Annotated in this window: 13 protein-coding genes; 7 read left to right on the top strand and 6 right to left on the bottom strand. The window is 72.9% G+C overall.

Annotation, left to right across the window (positions count from 1 at the left end):
* Nucleotides 1–8: 8 nt before the first annotated feature.
* The 3 genes from KZ813_RS18915 to KZ813_RS18905 are packed head-to-tail and all read right to left on the bottom strand — an operon-like array spanning nucleotide 9 to nucleotide 3,310.
* Nucleotides 9–1,754, bottom strand: a complete 1,746-nt coding sequence (locus KZ813_RS18915; protein WP_219756544.1) for a type II and III secretion system protein family protein — start codon at nucleotides 1,752–1,754, stop codon at nucleotides 9–11.
* 1 nt (nucleotide 1,755) lies between these two features.
* Nucleotides 1,756–2,784: a Flp pilus assembly protein CpaB gene (cpaB, locus tag KZ813_RS18910; RefSeq protein ID WP_219756543.1), complete on the bottom strand. Its 1,029-nt coding sequence runs from the start codon at nucleotides 2,782–2,784 to the stop codon at nucleotides 1,756–1,758.
* A gap of 49 nt (nucleotides 2,785–2,833) precedes the next feature.
* Nucleotides 2,834–3,310, bottom strand: a complete 477-nt coding sequence (locus KZ813_RS18905) for an A24 family peptidase (RefSeq protein WP_219756542.1) — start codon at nucleotides 3,308–3,310, stop codon at nucleotides 2,834–2,836.
* 52 nt (nucleotides 3,311–3,362) lie between these two features.
* Between KZ813_RS18905 and KZ813_RS18900 the strand changes: the two genes are divergently transcribed.
* Both KZ813_RS18900 and KZ813_RS18895 read left to right on the top strand, forming a co-directional pair.
* A complete protein-coding gene (locus tag KZ813_RS18900; protein WP_308461936.1) occupies nucleotides 3,363–4,286 on the top strand; it encodes an alpha/beta fold hydrolase in 924 nt (307 codons plus the stop codon).
* Nucleotides 4,283–5,371: an NAD(P)/FAD-dependent oxidoreductase gene (locus KZ813_RS18895; protein ID WP_219756540.1), complete on the top strand. Its 1,089-nt coding sequence runs from the start codon at nucleotides 4,283–4,285 to the stop codon at nucleotides 5,369–5,371. The genes KZ813_RS18900 and KZ813_RS18895 overlap by 4 nt, the downstream gene beginning before the upstream one ends.
* 227 nt (nucleotides 5,372–5,598) lie before the next feature.
* Here the strand turns inward: KZ813_RS18895 and KZ813_RS18890 are convergent, their stop codons facing one another.
* Nucleotides 5,599–7,242, bottom strand: a complete 1,644-nt coding sequence (locus KZ813_RS18890; protein WP_219756539.1) for an alkaline phosphatase family protein — start codon at nucleotides 7,240–7,242, stop codon at nucleotides 5,599–5,601.
* Between the two features lie 49 nt (nucleotides 7,243–7,291).
* On the opposite strand from KZ813_RS18890, the gene KZ813_RS18885 reads away from it, so the two are divergent.
* From KZ813_RS18885 to KZ813_RS18870, 4 genes are all read left to right on the top strand, one after another.
* Nucleotides 7,292–9,319: a protein-disulfide reductase DsbD family protein gene (locus KZ813_RS18885; protein ID WP_219756538.1), complete on the top strand. Its 2,028-nt coding sequence runs from the start codon at nucleotides 7,292–7,294 to the stop codon at nucleotides 9,317–9,319.
* 193 nt (nucleotides 9,320–9,512) lie between these two features.
* Entirely contained in the window at nucleotides 9,513–11,033 is a 1,521-nt protein-coding gene (locus KZ813_RS18880) for a circularly permuted type 2 ATP-grasp protein (protein WP_219756537.1), read from the top strand.
* On the top strand, nucleotides 11,033–11,968 hold the full coding sequence (locus tag KZ813_RS18875) for an alpha-E domain-containing protein (RefSeq protein ID WP_219756536.1): 936 nt from the start codon (nucleotides 11,033–11,035) through the stop codon (nucleotides 11,966–11,968). The genes KZ813_RS18880 and KZ813_RS18875 overlap by 1 nt, the downstream gene beginning before the upstream one ends.
* The gene (locus KZ813_RS18870) at nucleotides 11,968–12,768 is read left to right on the top strand and encodes a transglutaminase N-terminal domain-containing protein (RefSeq protein ID WP_219756535.1); all 801 of its coding nucleotides are present in this window, start codon (nucleotides 11,968–11,970) and stop codon (nucleotides 12,766–12,768) included. Before KZ813_RS18875 ends, KZ813_RS18870 begins: the two co-directional genes overlap by 1 nt.
* 9 nt (nucleotides 12,769–12,777) lie before the next feature.
* Here KZ813_RS18870 and KZ813_RS18865 read toward each other — a convergent pair whose 3' ends face one another.
* Complete coding sequence (locus tag KZ813_RS18865; protein ID WP_219756534.1) at nucleotides 12,778–13,536, bottom strand: DeoR/GlpR family DNA-binding transcription regulator; 759 nt, start codon at nucleotides 13,534–13,536, stop codon at nucleotides 12,778–12,780.
* Nucleotides 13,537–13,703: 167 nt separating this feature from the next.
* Here KZ813_RS18865 and KZ813_RS18860 point away from each other — a divergent pair, with 167 nt between their 5' ends.
* On the top strand, nucleotides 13,704–16,064 hold the full coding sequence (locus tag KZ813_RS18860) for a TonB-dependent receptor domain-containing protein (RefSeq protein ID WP_219756533.1): 2,361 nt from the start codon (nucleotides 13,704–13,706) through the stop codon (nucleotides 16,062–16,064).
* Here the strand turns inward: KZ813_RS18860 and thpR are convergent.
* Nucleotides 16,061–16,612, bottom strand: coding sequence for an RNA 2',3'-cyclic phosphodiesterase (gene thpR, locus KZ813_RS18855; protein ID WP_219756532.1), 552 nt, complete (start codon nucleotides 16,610–16,612; stop codon nucleotides 16,061–16,063). The genes KZ813_RS18860 and thpR overlap by 4 nt on opposite strands.
* Nucleotides 16,613–16,648 lie beyond the last annotated feature (36 nt).

The following is a 16,648-nucleotide window of genomic DNA, read 5'->3' as shown; positions in this document are numbered from 1 at the left end:
CTGTGACCTCAGTTGATCGAGAAGCCGGGCGCGGGCGCCGCGGCCTTGCGGTTCGACGGCTTGACCGCCTTGCGGTCGGTGGGCGCCTCGGCCGGGGCCGGCGCGGCAGGGGCTGGGGCCGGGGCGACCGGGGCGGGCGCGACCGCGCCCACCGCCGGCGCCGCCGACGGCGCCGGGGTCTGCATCACCGGCTTAGGACGGTCGGCGGCGCGGTTGCCGCCCTCCAGCGAGCCGACGAAGATCCGCTCGAGGTCGCTCGGCGCGCGATAGCTGTCGGTCGGCAGCTTGATGTCGTTGCCGTTGACCGGCTTCACCAGATAGGGCGTGATCACGATCACCAGCTCGGTCTCGTTGCGCTGGAAGCCGTTCGACTTGAACAGCGCGCCGATCACCGGGAGGTCGGCGACGCCGGGCGTCTTGTCGTACGTGTTGTTGTGCGTGTTCTGCATCAGCCCGGCGATCATGAAGCTCTGGCCCGAGCCGAGCTCCACCGTCGTCTCGGCGCGGCGCGTGGTGAGCGCCGGCACGCGCCCGCTGCCCACCGTGACCGCGTTGGCATAGTCGAGCTGGGACACCTCGGGGCGGACGCGCAGCGAGATGCGGCCGTCGGACATCACCGTCGGCGTGTAGGCGAGGCTGACGCCGAACTGCTTGTACTCGATCGTGGTGGTGCCGAGCGCCTGGCTGACCGGGATCGGGATCTCGCCGCCGGCGAGGAAGGTGCCCGTCTCGCCCGACAGCGCGGTGAGGTTCGGGTTGGCGAGCGTCGTCACCTGGCCCATCGTCTCGCCGAGGTCGATCGCGGACAGCACGTCCATGCCGAGCAGCCGGCCGGCGAGGCCGAGCGTCGTGCGCGTGCCGCTATTGTCCTTGGTCGTGGTGAACTGCGTGCCGCCCGTGACGAACTGGCGCTTGACCGGGTCGAACGGGAGCGAGATCGAGCCGGCCGGCAGACCGTAGAGCGAGGAGGCGTCGAGCGTCGGCAGCTTGGACGTGTCCAGGTCGGCGATGGTGCCCGGGTTGCGACCCGACTGGCCGACGAAGGTAAAACCGCCGCTGTTGTCGCGGTTGATGAAATTGTTGCCGATATTCTTGAGGAACGAGCGGCTCACCTCGGCGAACTTGACCTGCAGGTTGACCTGCAGCGGCGTCGCGGTGCGCAGACGGTTGACCACGCCGACCTTGAGCACGGCATTGTCGGCACTGGCGTCGACCCCGGGGTTGAGCAGCGACACAACCAGCCGCTGCGCCTGCTCGGCGTCCGCGGGTGAGTCGACGGTGCCGTTGAGCACCGCGATCTGGCCGACCTGGGTGACGTGGATGTCCGCGCCCGGCATCGCCGCCTTCATCATGCGGTCGATCGAGGTCGAGTTCTGCGCGACGTGCACGCTCGCCGCGAAGACCACCGCGCCGCTGCGATCGGTGGCGAACACGGTCGACTCGCCGGATGCCTTGCCGAACAGGTGGATCTGGCGCGGGTTGGCAACATAGACGTCGGCCGTCTCGGGGTTGGAGGTCCACACCTCGCTGACGGTCGAGGGCAGCGTGATCAGCTCGCCCTCGCCGATCGAGAACCACTTCTCGATCGTCGGCTTGGTGACGCCGACCGGCGGCAGGCCGGTCCGCGCGGTGCGGGCGGTCGCCGGGGCGGCGGCGTTGCGGCGGGTCGCGGGGGCGGCACCCGCCGGGGGCAGCGCGACACCGGCCAGCGCGGCCAGCGCGACGCCGCGCGCGAGGAGGGAGTGGAGGCGCATCTCAGTTCTTCCCTGCGACGGAGACTTCGGTGACGTTGTTGCCGCGCGCGATCCGCACCATCGGCGTGGCGGGCGTCGGCGCGACGCCGGCGACGACAGGGGCGCCCGGAACGACCGGTCCGGCGGGCGCGGTCGACTTGGCGGGCATGGTGCGACGCTGGAAGCGCGACACGTCGGCGCCGACGGCATAGGTGCTGTCGCCCGCCTGCGGCGTGTTGGCGAGGCGGCTGAGCATCGCCTCCTCGGCCTTGGGGTCCTTGGCGTCGCCGGGGCTGATCGCGCCCGAGGCGATCGCCTGGTCCAGCTCCGAGGCATTGTCCGCGATCGAGCGCAGCGAGAGCGACAGCGTGCCGATCGTCTGGGCCACCGCGATCTGCTCGGCGATCTTGGGGGTGGCTTCGACCGTGACGTTCGAGAAGGTCTGGACGATCGTGTTGCCGTGCTCGTCCTTCTGGTCGCCGGTGCGCTGGTCGGTGGCGAGCACGCGCAGGTTGCGGATCACCGTCTCGCTCGCCTTGAGCGGGGGACCGTCGCCGCCGCCGTCGACCGACTGGGTGAGGATCAGGTCGATATGGTCGCCCGGGAAGACGAAGCCCGCGACCGAGGTCTGTGCCGACACGGGCACGGTGACCGCGCGCATGCCCGCGCCCAGCGCGGCGGCGAGGAAGCCGCGGTCGCCGGGCTTGACCAGCTGGCCCTGCGTCACCGGCTGGCCTGCGGTGACCGGCAGCCGCACGACGGTGCCGATCAGCTTGGCCAGATCGGTCTGGTCCTTTTGGAAATAGGCGTTCTCGACCAGCTCCTTGGGCCAGGGCTGGAACTTCAGCGCGGTGGCATCGAGGATGGTGCCGACGGGCAGGGAGCGGGTGGCGACCAGCACCTCGGGGCCGTCGACCACGGGCGCGGCCGGCGCGGCGACCGCGGCCGCCTCGGGCGCCGCGGCGCCGGCGACCAGCGTCCGCGCGGCGACCGCGGTCACCACCGCGACCACCAGCGCGCCGACCAGCATGATGAGCTTGCGACTGTCCATCGGGGAGAGCATCCTCTGAGTGCGCCAGCCGGCGCCAACTTGACGTAAATTATGGGCGGAATTGGTTAAGAAGCGGTTCGGCTAACGTGATCAGCCCGGCCACCGCGATGGCGACGCCGTAGGGCACCTCGACCGCGGCCTCGCTCGGCTTCCAGCGCCGCTCGATCACGAAGAGGAGCGTGAGCACGCCGCCCAGCACCGACATCACCAGCAGCGTGTCGAGCAGGCGCATCGGCGGCAGCCACAATGCCAGCGCGCCGATCAGCTTGACGTCGCCGCCGCCCATCTGCCCGATCGCGAAGGCGCCGACGAACAGCGCGAACACCGCGAGCGCGACGCCGAGCTGCAGCGCCATCTCGGGCCAGGGCGACAGGCCGATCGCACACCACCATACCGGCGCGAGCAGCGCGATCGCCGCGTTCTTCCAGTTGGCGATCTCGCGCGTGCGCGCGTCCTCGACGCCGGCAGAGACGAGCAGCGCCCCCATGATCGCGGGGAGCAGCCAGGCGAGGAGAGAATGACCCATATCGGCGGTGCTAGACGACAGGGTTTGAGAAACCGTAACCATGATCGGGATGATGCTGGACCCCGTGAACCGCCGCCTGATCCCCGCCGCGGCGCGAGTCGCCACCGCGCCCGCGGCGGACGGCTGGCCGCTGCGCCGCCTCGAGTGGCCGGGCGGCGGGCGCGGCACGATCCTGTTCCAGACCGGGCGCGCCGACGTGTTCGAGAAATATCTCGAGTCGTTCGCGCACTGGCATGCCGCGGGGTGGAGTGTCGCGGCGTTCGACTGGCGCGGGCAGGGGGGCTCGGGGCGGCTGTGCGCCGACGCGCAGGTCGGCCATAGCGACGATTTCGCGCCGTGGCTGAGCGATCTCGCCGAGCAGTGGCGCGACTGGGTCGCGGCGATGCCCGGGCCGCACGTGATCGTCGGCCACTCCATGGGGGGCTATCTCGCGCTGCGCGCCCTGCTCGACGGCGCGGTGCGGCCGCGCGCGGCGGTGCTGGTGGCGCCGATGCTCGGGCTGGCCTCGCCGGTCGGCGCCTGGCTGGGCGGCCGGGTCGCGCGCCTGATGCGGCGGCTGGGCGACCCCGCGCGCGCGGCGTGGAAGAGCGAGCGGCCGGGGTTCGCCGAGCGCCAGACGCTCCTCACCGGCGACGCGGCGCGCTACGCCGACGAGGCCTGGTGGTACGAGCAGGACCCGACGCTGCGGCTCGGCCCGCCGAGCTGGGCGTGGCTCGACGAGGCCTTCGCCGCGACCGCGCGGCTCCGGCGCGACCCTGCGCTGGGACGGCTCGACGTGCCGGTGCTGCTGCTGGTGGCGGACGGCGACCGGCTGGTCGACCCGCGCGCGGCCGTGCGCGTGGCAGGGCGGCTGAAGCGCGCCACGCTGGTGCGCTTCGGCGACGGCGCGGCGCACGAGCTGCTGCGCGAGCGCGACGCGGTGCGCGACCGCGCGCTCGCCGCGATCGACTCCTTCCTCGCCGAGCAGGCGGCGTGAGCGTCGCCGCGCTCACCGCCGACATCGCCGTCGTCGGCGCGGGTATCGCGGGGGCGAGCCTCGCCGCGGCGATCGGCGAGCGCGCGCGCGTGCTGCTGCTGGAGGGCGAGGACCTGCCGGGCTATCACGCCACCGGCCGCTCCGCGGCTTTCTGGTCGGAGACCTACGGCGGCCCGCTCATCCAGCCGCTCACCACCGGGTCGGAGGCGGCGCTGCGCGCGGGCGGCTACCTCGACCCGCTCGGCGCGGTCCATGTCGGGCGCGCCGAGGACGCGCGCGCGATCGACGCTCTGCTCGCCGAGTTCGCGGGGAGCAGCGTCGCGCTCACCGCGGTCGACCCGCGCCCGCTGGTGCCGGGGCTGCGCGACGACTGGTCGCTCGGCGTGCGCGAGCCGAGCTGCGCCTATATCGACGTCGCGCGGCTCCACGCCGACTATCTCGGCGCGGCGCGGCGCGCGGGCGCGACGCTGATGACCGCGGCCCGGCTCGCCGCGGCCGAGCGCGTCGGCGGCGGCTGGCGACTCACGCTGGCGGACGGGCGCGCGGTCCGCGCCGCGGTGCTGGTCGACGCCGCGGGCGCCTGGGCCGACCCGGTCGCGGGGCTGGCGGGCGCGCGGCCGCTCGGCATCCGGCCGTATCGCCGCACCGTCGCGCAGCTCGCCATCGACCCGCCGGTGCCCGCGACGACGCCCTTCGTGATCCACGCCGGCGGCGGTTTCTACTTCAAGCCCGAGGCGGGCGGCAGGCTGTGGCTGAGCCCGCACGACGAGCATCCGGTGGTGCCGCACGACGTCGCCGCGGAGGAGCTCGACGTGGCGGTGGCGATCGACCGCTTCGAGGCGGCGGTCGACTGGCGCGTGCGCCGCGTCGAGCGCAGCTGGGCGGGGCTGCGCTCGTTCGCGCCCGACCGGCTGCCGGTGTACGGCTTCGCCGAGCCGGGCTTCTTCTGGTTCGCGGGGCAGGGCGGCTTCGGCATCCAGACCGCGCCGGCGGCGGCAGCGGTCGGCGCCGCGCTGCTGCTCGGTGACACGCCCCCGTCAACGATCGACGCGGCGCGCTACGCGCCGGGGCGGTTCGCGCGATGAGCGGGGCGTGGCGGCAGACGCGGATTATCTGGCGTGGCTGGTAGCGGCGGTGGGGTGATGCGGCCTTCGAGCTTGCCGAAACACTGATACTGAGCGTCATCCTGCCCCCGTCCCAGGATCCACTTCACCGCAGGCGCCGCACGTCTCGAGCGTGAGCCACGATGGATCCTGAGACGAGTCCGGGATGACGCCGGCGGGAGGAGCAGGGCGCCCGCCCGCCCCGAACCTCACCCCGCCGGGCAGGTGTCCGCCGCGCCGGCGTCGAGGTCGAGGCAGCGGCCGTCGAGCCCGCTCACCCTCAGCCCGATCGTGGCCGCCAGCGTCGGCGCGATGTCGACCGTCTCCACCGACAGCGGCTGCTCGAAGCCGGCCAGCCCCTTGCGCCAGAACAGGATCGGCACGCGGCGGTCATAGTCCCACGGGCTGCCGTGGGTCTCGACATAGCCTGGGGCCGGCGCCGCGACGGTGGTGACGCGCGGGCGCAGCAGCACGATGAGGTCGCCCGACCGCTCCGGGTCGAACGAGGCGCGCGCGCGCTCGATCAGCGTCCACGTCTCGGGCGGGGTGGTCGCCATGCGGGTGGCGGCGAGCTCGTCGCGGGTGAAGGCGGCGGCGACCTGCGGCTGCGCGGTGAAGCGCCTCTTCGCCTCGGTCAGCACCTGCGCGCGCCTCGCCGCGGGCACCGAGTCGGCGAGATAGACGTCGGTCTCGGGCCCGAGCAGCACCGGGCCGGCGATGCCGAGGTCGTGCCCGATCGCGGCGCCGATGATCTTCGCGGTGGCCGCGGGCGCGACATGCTGCTCCATCGGCATCGCGCGCTGCTGCTGGCGCTCGGTCATGTCGTGCGCGCCGTGATCGGCGGTGAGCATCACCTCATAGTCGATCCCGGTGCGGTCGAGCTCGGCGAGGAAGCCGCCGAGCGACTCGTCGAGCTGCGCCATCTGGATGCACATCTCCGATCCCTGCGTGCCATCGGCGTGGCCGACATAGTCGGTCGCCGAGGCGCCGACCGCGATCAGGTCGGTGGCGGGGCCGCGGCCGAGCTTCATGTCCTCGATCATCGCCGCCGCGAGCGCGAATACCGCGCCGTCCAGCGCGGGCGAGGCGCGGAACGCCTTGGCGTCGCCCGCGGCGCGCTCGAACCGCCCGGTGCCGAGCGTCTGCTCGCCCACCGCGATCGGGCGCGACAGCGCCGTGCAATAGCCCGGCAGCGGCAGCGCCTCCTGCGGACGGGCGAGCAGCGCGCCCACCGCGGCATTGGCGCGGGTGACCACCGCGGGCTCCTGCCGCGCCGCGAGCGAGATGAAGTTCTGCCCGCCCCAGAACCAGATCTGGTCGGTGGTGTGGCCACCCATCATGATCGCGGCGCGATCCTTGCCCGCCACCGCGACGACGCGCGACCGCGGGTCGGCGCGCTTCATCATGTCGCCGAGCGTCGGCACCTTCAGGTGGAGGTCCGAGGGCGTGTAATGCTCGTGGTCGCCGCCGGCGCGCTCGTCCTCGGCGCAATAGACCGTCTTGTCCGCGCGGCCGACCTTCTGGTCGAGCCAGTTGTTGGCGATGATCCCGGTATGCGCCGGCCGCATGCCGGTCAGGATGGTGGAGTGGCCCGGGCAGGTCTCGGTCGCGGCGTGGCTCTGATAGCCCGAGGGGAACACCACGCCAGTCAGCAGCCGCGCCATGCCGTCGGTGAAATGGTTGCGATATTGCGCGAACAGGTCGGCGGAGAACTGATCGACCGAGATCGCCACGACCAGCTTGGGCGGCGTGCGCGGTGCGGCGGCGGGCGTCGCCGGGGCGGGCGTCGCGGTCTGCGCGGCCGCTGGCACGGCGGCGGCGGTGGCGAGCAGGGCGAGGAGGAGCGATTTCATGGCCAACCTTGATGCATGCGGGAGCGACCGCGGCTATGGTCCGCGTCCGATGGTCAGGCAAGCAGTGCGCGCGGCGCTTTTCATCCTCGTGACACTGCTGGCCGCGGGCGGCGCGCTCGCGCAGCCCGCGCGCCACGTCGCGCTGACGCTGGTGGCGGAGAGCGACCGGCCCGCCGCGGGGAGCGACGTGGCGCTGGCGTTCCGCGCGGTGCCGCAGCCGGGATGGCACGGTTATTGGCGCAACCCCGGCGACGCGGGCGTGCCGAGCCGCGTGACCTGGACGCTGCCCGCCGGCGCGCGCGCGGGCGGGCTCGACTATCCGGTGCCGTCGCGGCTGCTGATCGCGGGGCTGATGAACTATGTCTACGAGAAGCCTTGGGCGCTGCTGACGACGCTGCGCGTGCCCGCGGGACTGGCGCCGGGGACGCGGCTGCCGCTCGTCGCCAAGCTCGACTATCTCGTCTGCACCGCGGAGATCTGCGTCCCCGAGACGCAGACGCTGACGCTCGACCTCACCGTCGGCGACGGCGCGATCGATCCCGCGCGGCGCGCCGCGTTCGACGGCTGGCGTCGCGCGCTGCCGCGCCCGCTGTCGACGCGCGCGACCTGGCAGCGCGCGGGCGACCGTTTCCGGCTCGCGGTGCCGTATCCCGCCGACGCGTCCCTGGGCGAAGCGTGGTTCTACCCGGCCGCCGGCGGCGCGATCGACTATGCCGCGCCGCAGACGGTCACGCGCGACGGCGACACGCTGGTGATCGAGACCAAGGCGGCGGCGGAGCCCGCCGCGGGGGAGGTCGCGGGCGTGCTCGCCACCGGCGGCGGTACCGGGCTGGCGCTCACCGCGCGGCCGGGCGACGTCGCCGCGCCGCGCGGCGCCGAGGGGGTGCTCGCCACCGCGCTCGCGGCGTTCGCGGGCGCGGTGCTGGGCGGGCTGCTGCTCAACATCATGCCGTGCGTCTTCCCGATCCTGAGCCTCAAGGCGTTGGGGCTGGCGCGGTCGGGCGAGAGCGCCGCGCACGCGCGGCGCGAGGCGCTGGCCTATACCGCGGGGGTGATGCTGGTGTGCGTCGGGCTCGGCGCGGGGCTGCTGGCGTTGCGCGCGGCAGGGTCGAGCGCGGGCTGGGCGTTCCAGCTGCAGGACCCGCGCGTGATCGGCGCGCTGCTGCTGCTCGTCACCGCGATCGCGCTCAACCTCGCCGGGCTGTTCGAGCTGCCGACCCCGCAGTTCGCCGCGCGGGGCGGGGCGGCAGGGGCGTTCGCGACCGGCGCGCTGGCGGCGTTCGTGGCGACGCCGTGCACCGGACCGTTCATGGGCGCGGCGCTCGGCGCGGCGCTGGTGCTGCCCGCCGCGGCGGCGCTGGCGGTGTTCGCGGGGCTCGGCCTGGGGATCGCGCTGCCTTTCCTGCTGATCGGCTTCGTGCCGGCGCTGCGCGCGCGGCTCCCGCGGCCGGGGGCCTGGATGGATCGGCTGCGGCGGATCCTGTCGCTGCCGATGTGGCTGACCGCGCTCGCGCTCGCCTGGGTGCTCGGGCGCCAGGCCGGCGTCGACGGGATGACGCTCGGCCTCGCCGCGACGCTGTTCGCAGCGGTCGGGCTGTGGTGGACCGGGCTGCGCCAGCACGCCGGGCGCGGCGCGGCGTGGTGGCCGGCGGGGATCGCGCTGCTGGTCGCGCTCGGCGGCGTCGCGCTGGTGCGCCCGGCGCCGAGCGGCGCGGCGAGTGCGGTGGCGGGGCTGCCCGGCGCCGAGCCGTTCAGCGAGGCGCGGCTCGCCGCGCTGCGCGCCGAGGGGCGGCCGGTCTTCGCCTATTTCACCGCCGACTGGTGCCTCACCTGCAAGGTCAACGAGAAGGCCGCGATCGAGACCGCCACCACCGCCGCCGCGTTCAAGCAGGGCAAGGTGGCGGTGCTGGTAGGCGACTGGACCGACGGCGACCCGGTGCTGGGCCGTTTCATCGAGGCGCACAACCGCGCCGGCGTGCCGCTCTACCTCTGGTACACGCCCCGCGCGGCAGAACCGCGCGTGCTGCCACAGGTGCTCACGAGCGGGATGCTCGCCGCGCTGCCCGGCGAGCGCTGACGCGCCTCGAACCGCCGCCGTGTGCCCGCGGACGCGGAACCCAGCGTCGCGTAGGACGTCGCCCGCGGCACTGGGCTCCCGCGCTCGAACGAGCGCGACACATGTCGATCGAAAATCGCGCTGACCGCTTGTGCACCGCAACCAACTTCGCCAGCATGGGTCGAATTCTTCGCTCATGAGTTGACGGGGGTCGATGGGGATAGCGGCGTTCGACGAGATCATGGGGGCGGCCGATCGCGACGGTGCCCGCCCCGAGCTGGCGGACCTGTGTCGCTGGCTCGACGAGACGCCGTCCGACGAGCTGCGTCGCCGCCAGCGCTCCGCCGAGGTCACCTTCCGCCAGCTCGGCATCACCTTCGCGGTCTACGGCGAGAGCGAGGCGAGCGAGCGCATCATCCCGTTCGACATCGTCCCGCGCGTCTTCCTCGCCGACGAGTGGGCGCGGCTCTCCGAGGGGCTGGTGCAGCGAGTCGAGGCGATCAACGCCTTCCTCGTCGACATCTACGGCGAGCGCCGCATTCTGAAGGAGGGCGTGCTGCCCGCCGACCTGATCCTCGGCAACCCGCAGTTCCGCCCCGAGATCGCGGGGATCCGCCCGCCGCACGACGTCTGGGCGCATATCTGCGGGATCGACCTGGTGCGCACCGGGCCCGACCAGTTCTACGTGCTGGAGGACAATGCGCGGACGCCCTCGGGGGTGAGCTACATGCTCGAGAATCGCGAGGCGATGGTGCGGCTGTGCCCGGAGCTGTTCGCCAAGTTCCGAGTCGCCGCGGTCGACAGCTACCCCGACATGCTGCTCGAGACGATGAAGTCGGTGGCGCCGCGCGGCAGCGGGCAGCATCCCAACTGCGTGCTGCTGACGCCGGGCCATTATAACTCGGCCTATTACGAGCACAGCTTCCTCGCCGACTCGATGGGGATCGAGCTGGTCGAGGCGGCCGACCTCGTCGTCGACGACGACCTCGTCTACATGCGCACGATCGCGGGTCGGGTGAAGGTGGACGTGATCTACCGCCGCGTCGACGACGATTTCCTCGACCCTCTGGTGTTCCGTCCCGAGTCGCTGCTCGGCGTGCCCGGGCTGATCGCCGCTTATGCCGCGGGCAACGTCGCGATCATCAACGCGCCCGGCAACGGCATCGCCGACGACAAGGCGATCTACAGCTACATGCCCGAGATCGTGCGCTTCTACTCGGGCGGGGAGGCCAAGCTGCCGATCGTCGAGACATGGCGCTGCCGCGAGCCCGCGGCACTGCGCTACGTGCTCGACCATCTCGACGAGCTGGTGGTCAAGCTGGTCGACGGCTCGGGCGGCTACGGCATGCTGGTCGGCCCGACCGCCTCCACGGCAGAGATCGAGCGTTTCCGCGCCGCGCTGGTGGCCGAGCCGCACCGCTATATCGCGCAGCCGACCCTGGCGCTCTCCACGGTGCCCACCTTGGTGGAGCAGGGGGTCGCGCCGCGCCACGTCGACTTCCGCCCGTTCGTCCTGAGCGGCGCGCGCGGGGTGCAGGTGGTGCCGGGCGGGCTCACCCGCGTCGCGCTGCGCGAGGGCTCGCTGGTGGTCAACTCGTCGCAGGGCGGCGGCACCAAGGACAGTTTCGTGCTGATGCCCGGCGCGCCGGCCATGTCCCAGACGATGGGGACCCAGGCGTCGGTCGGCATGACGCAGACGCTCGGCGGCATGAGCCAGACGCTGGGGGGTGCCTGATGCTCAGCCGCACCGCCGCCTCGCTCTACTGGCTCGGCCGCTACGTCGAGCGCGCCGACTTCGTCGCGCGGCTGGTGGAGGCGACGCTGCGGCTCGACGTCCTCTCCACCCGCCCCGCGGGGGAGGACGCGTGGCGCTCGGCGCTGGCGGTGACCGAGACCGAGCCCGCCTTCACCGCGGCTGGCGGCGAGCTGACCCGTGAGGAGGTGGCGCGCTTCCTGCTGGCCGACGCGGGCCACCGCGGCTCGATCCTGCGCTGCGTCGGCATGGCGCGCGACAACGCGCGCGCGGTCCGCACCGCGCTGAGCCGCGAGGCGTGGCAGGCGATCAACGGCGCCTGGCTGCTGTTCGACCAGCGGGTCGCGCGGCTCGACCCCGGCACGACGCTGGCGCTGGTCGATTCGGTCAAGGCGGAGACGCGCGGTTTCGAGGGCGCGGTGCATCGCATGCTGCGCAACCAGACCACGCTGTTCATCCGGCTCGGCCAGGCGGTGGAGCGGACCGACAACACCGCGCGGCTGCTCGACGTGAAATACCACCTGCTGCTGCCCGCGGGCGAGTCGGTCGGCGGCACGGTCGACCGCGACCAGTGGACCACGATCCTCCAGACCGTCTCGGCGGTGACCGCCTATCGCTGGCTCTACAGCGACGGGCTGGCGCCGGCCAACGTGATCGACCTGCTGCTCAGCCGCGGCGAGCTGCCGCGCAGCGTCGCCGCCGCGACGGAGGAGACCGTCACCGCGCTCACCGGGCTGGCGCGGTCGAGCGGGACCCAGGGGGAGGCCGATCGCATGGCGCGCACCCGCCAGGCGCGGATCGCGCGCACCCGCACCGGCGACGTGATCGCCGCCGGGCTGCACCAGCATCTCCAGGCCGTGATCGCCGAGAACGCGCATTTGCACGTCGCGATCGGCCGGCAGTTCAAGTTCGCCTGATGCGCCTCTCGATCGAACATCGCACGAGCTATCGCTTCACCGCCCCGCAGGCGCGGATCGTCCAGCTGCTGCGGATGACGCCGCGCAACAGCCACGACCAGACCGTGGCGGAATGGCATATCGCGGTGGACTGCGACGCGCGGCTGCGCGAGCATCGCGACGGCTTCGGCAATCGCACCACGATGCTCTACGCCGAGGGGCCACTCGACGGGATCGAGATCGCGGTGTCGGGCGAGGTGGTGACGAGCACGTCGCGCGGGGTGCTCCACGGCACGTTCGAGCCGCTGCCGCCGGCGCTCTACCTGCGCGCGACGCCGACCACCGTGGCCGACGCCGCGATCGAGGATTTCGCCCGCGCGGCGGTGGGCGACGCCGCACCGATCGGGGCGCTGCACGCGCTCAACCGCGCGCTCCACGAGCGGTTCGCGGTCGCGGTCGAGCGCCCCGACCCGAGCCTGGCGGCCGCGGACGCCTTCGCGCGCGCGACCGCGACGCCGCGCGACCTCGCGCAGCTGTTCGTCGCCGCGGCGCGCGCGCTGGCGGTGCCCGCGCGCTACGTCACCGGCTATTGCGATCTGCAGGACGGCCGCAGTGCCACGCCGCACGGCTGGGCCGAGGCCTGGGTGGACGATCTCGGCTGGGTCGGCTTCGACCCCACGCTGGGCGAGTCGCCCGAGGAGCATCACGTCCGCGTCGCGGTGGCGCTCGACGCGACCGGCTCGTCGCCGGTCGCGGGCTCGCGGCTGGGGGAGGGGCGCGAGTGCCTCGAGGTCGAGGTGCAGGTCAGCGCGCAGGAGTGAGGCGCGCGCTCAGGCGCGGTGCAGGCGGGTGCCGGCGCGCGCCGCGGCGGTGACGATCGGGTCGGGTATGGCGCCGTCCGCGACGAGATCGGCGACTTGGGCAAAGTCGGCGACGTGGATGGTACCGGCGCGCACGAACTTGGATGAGTCCGCGACCACGACGACCCGGCGCGCGACGTCGAGCAGCGCGCGCTTGAAGCCGGCCTCGTCCGGGTCGAAGTCGAGGAAGCCGCGCGCGGCGTCGATCGCGCCCATCGACAGGATCGTCGCGTCCGGCGCGAAGCCGCGCGCGTAGCGCACCGCCTCGCGGTCGAAGGCGGCGCGATAGTCGGCGTTGAGCGCGCCGCCGGCGAGGTGCACGCGCACGCCGGCCTGGTTCAGCAGCGCGCCCGCGACCTCCAGGCTGTTGGTGACCACGGTGAGCCGGCTGAAGCCGGTGAGCGCCCGCGCCAACCAGCACGAGGTGGTGCCCGAGTCGATCAGGACCGTCATGCCGTCCTCGATCAGGCTGGCGGCGCGGTGCGCCACCGCACGCTTCGCCTCGGCCTGCTCGCGCATCCGCACCAGGACCGGTGTCTCGCGCCGCCCGTCGGGCAGCGTCACGCCGCCGTGCACCTTGAAGGCGCGTCCCTCGGCCTCGAGGAGGCGCACGTCGCGGCGGATGGTCTCCTCGGAGACCGCGAAATGAGTCGCCAGCTCCGTGATCGCACAGGATCCCTGTCGCTCGAGCAGCGCGACGAGTCGGGCGATCCGGTCGAACTGCGTCACGCGCTTCCTCCCCGCGCGCGCGGCGAGTGCCGGGCCGGCGCGCCATCGGCACAAACCACATAAACGAACGAAAAGCCACATCATGTCACACGCGCGTCATCGCGCTCGGCGAGAGCGCCGCGACGACGAGACCGCGGCGGCACGCGGTCCGCTCAGGGAGACCGACAGTGACGAAGTGGATGATGGGCGCGGCGATCCTCGCGATCGCGGCGGTGACGACTCACGCCGGTGCGCAGACCGCGCCGGCCGGGGCCGATGCGGGCACCGCCGGACCGTCGCGCGACGACGACATCGTCGTCACCGGACAGGCGACAGCCTTCGCCAACACCCGCGTCACCGCGCCGATGATCGAGCGGCAGTCGGCGCTCGCCAGCGTCAACGACGTGATCAACGAGCTGCCCGGCGTCTTTGTCTCGGAGGGCGACGCCTTCGGCTCGTCCGACTGGGCGACCTCGATCAGCATCCGCGGCTTCAACAGCGGCGGCGGGGGCGGGCAGCAGATCGGCTCGACCATCGACGGCCTGCCCAACGGCGGCTCGGGCTACGGCGGCGGCTCGCGCGCCAACCGCTACATCGACGTGCTCGATCTCGAGACGGTGCGGGTCTCGCAGGGCACCGCCGACATCTCGTCGCGCTCGAACGAGGCGCTGGGCGCGACGCTCGACTATGTGACCTCGGACCCGCTGCGCGAGGCGCGGCTGCGCGCCTCGGCCGCGGGCGGCGATTATAGCGCGCGCAAATTCTACGTCCGCGGCGACACCGGTGAGTTCGCCCCCGACACCCGCGCCTATGTCAGCGCCTCCAGCTCGCGCGTGCGCGACTGGATCGGCGGCTCGGGCGAGACGACGCGCGACCATGTCGACGCCAAGCTGCTCGGCCGCGCCGGTACCGTCGATCTCACCGCCTTCGGTTCCTACGACGATGCCGACGAATCGGAGTTCGGGTCGGTCTCGCCCGCGCAGTTCGCGCGCGACCCGAACCACGACGCCTACACCGATCGCTGGACCGGGCTGCCCTATGTCGACCAAGCCTATCGCCCGACCTCGCGCGCGCTGCGCAAGAACCTGTTCGGCTATCTGAAGGCGCGCACCGAGCTGGGCGAGGTCAAGCTCCAGCTCGCCGGCTATTACCACCGCATGCGCGGCCGCGGCGACTTCGCGCCGCCCTATATCGTGGACGTGCGGGACGACGGCGTGGGCCAGCCCGAGAGCGAGCTGAGCGACGCGGCACCCGTGCGCGGCGGGGACTCGATCGGCAAGGTCTTCTTCGTCACGCCGACCGGCGCGGCCGCGACCCAGATCGCCGGCTGCACCGGCACAACCGGCGTGCCCGCCGAGTCGTCGCCCGCCTGCTATGCCGCGAACGCTACCCCGGTGATGTCCTACCGGCACACCCATTATAAGAACGATCGCTTCGGCACGACCGCGGACGTCGACTGGCAGCATGACTTCGGGGTCGTGCAGAACCAGCTGCGGATCGGCTTCTGGTTCGAGCACGATCGCGCCAATCAGTTGCGCGACTGGCACAAGGTGACGAACGCGCTGGTCGGTCCGGCCTTCGACGACAACCCCTATTACGTCCAGTTCAGCACCGACTATGGCACCGACGAGGTGATGTATTATGCCGAGGACGCGCTGACCTACGGCCCCGTCACCGCGCGGTTCGGCGTCAAGCAGTTCTTCCTCGACCAGAGCCGCACCGAGCTGCTCGGCGCGCGCAGCGCGACCGCGATCCACTCGCAGTCGGACCCGCTGATCAACGCCGGCGTCACCTATGCCGCGCCGCTCAACGGGCTGGAGCTGTTCGCGGGATACTCGCAGAACTTCGCCGCGATCGGCAACGGCCCGCTGGGCCAGCCCGCCGCGGCGATCCGCAACCTGCGCCCCGAGACGGCGAACAACGTCGAGGTCGGCGCGCGCTACAGCACCGGCCGGGTGCAGGCGTCGCTGACCGGCTACGACATCCGCTTCAAGAACCAGATCGTCTCGATCACCTCGAACCTGGTCACCGGCATCGACTATCTCGAGGAACAGTCGAGCGTGTACCTCAACGTCGGCGGCGTGAAGAGCCGCGGCGTCGAGGCGGCGCTGGCCTATCGCGTGCTGCCGCCGCTGACGCTGTCGAGCAGCTACACCTACAATCACGCGACCTATCTCGGCACCGGCAACCCCGCGCAGGACGCCGACGTCGGGGTCACGCCGGGGCGGCAGGTGATCAACTCGCCGCGCGACATGTGGGTGCTGTCGGCCGACTATAAGCGCGCCGTGGTGAAGGCCGGTGTCGCCGCGAAGTTCGTCGGCGACCGCAACATCGACACGCGGGGCGAGGCGGTGGCGGGCAGCTTCACGCTGCTGAGCGGCTATGTCGGCGCCGACCTGGGGGCGGTGTCGGAGCAGCTCAGGGGGGTGTCGTTCACGGTCCAGGGCACCAACCTGACCGACGAGCGCTATCTCGCCGGGGCGGACGGGGGCTCGGCCTTCCTCGGCACGGCGCGGACGGTGACCGCATCGCTGACGCTCGACTTCTAACCGGGAGCCAGCGGCCAGCGCGCCACCGCCTCGTAGCGCGCGCCCGCGGCGGTGAGGTGGCTCTCGTAGAGCAGCAGGTGCTCGAGCCGAAAGTCGGGGGTAGTGAGCGCGGCATGGGCCTCGGTCCAGCGCGCCACCGCCGCCGGGTCGGCGCCGCGCCGCGCCAGCCGCGCCAGCGTGATGTGCGGGAGGTAGCGGCGCTGATCGGGTGCCACCGCGGCGCGGGTCAGCGCCTGGTCGACCTTGCGGTGGAGCGCGGCGAGCGGCTCCGCGGGCACCACCCGCGCCCAGAGCGTGTCGACGCGCCCGCGCTGGTCGAAGGCGCCGACCCCCGCCACCCGCACCGTCGGCGCCGGCGCGGCGACGCCCGCGAGCGCGGCGGCGACGTCCTCCGCCTGGGTGCGCTCGACCTCGCCGACGAAGCGCAGCGTGAGGTGGAGCTGCTCGTCGTCCTGCCACCGCGCCCCCGCGACGCCCTCGCCCGCGGCGGCGAGCAGCGTGGCGCGGATCGTGGGGGGCGGGCGCAGGGCGACGAACAGGCGGTGCATGAAATCTCTGTAACGAACGGTTGCTGTCGTCGGAAC

This window comes from Sphingomonas folli, assembly GCF_019429525.1.
In the GTDB taxonomy this organism is placed as follows: Bacteria; Pseudomonadota; Alphaproteobacteria; order Sphingomonadales; family Sphingomonadaceae; genus Sphingomonas; species Sphingomonas folii.
Note: the sequence above shows the minus strand (reverse complement) of the source record. Positions and strands in the feature narration are given on the sequence as shown.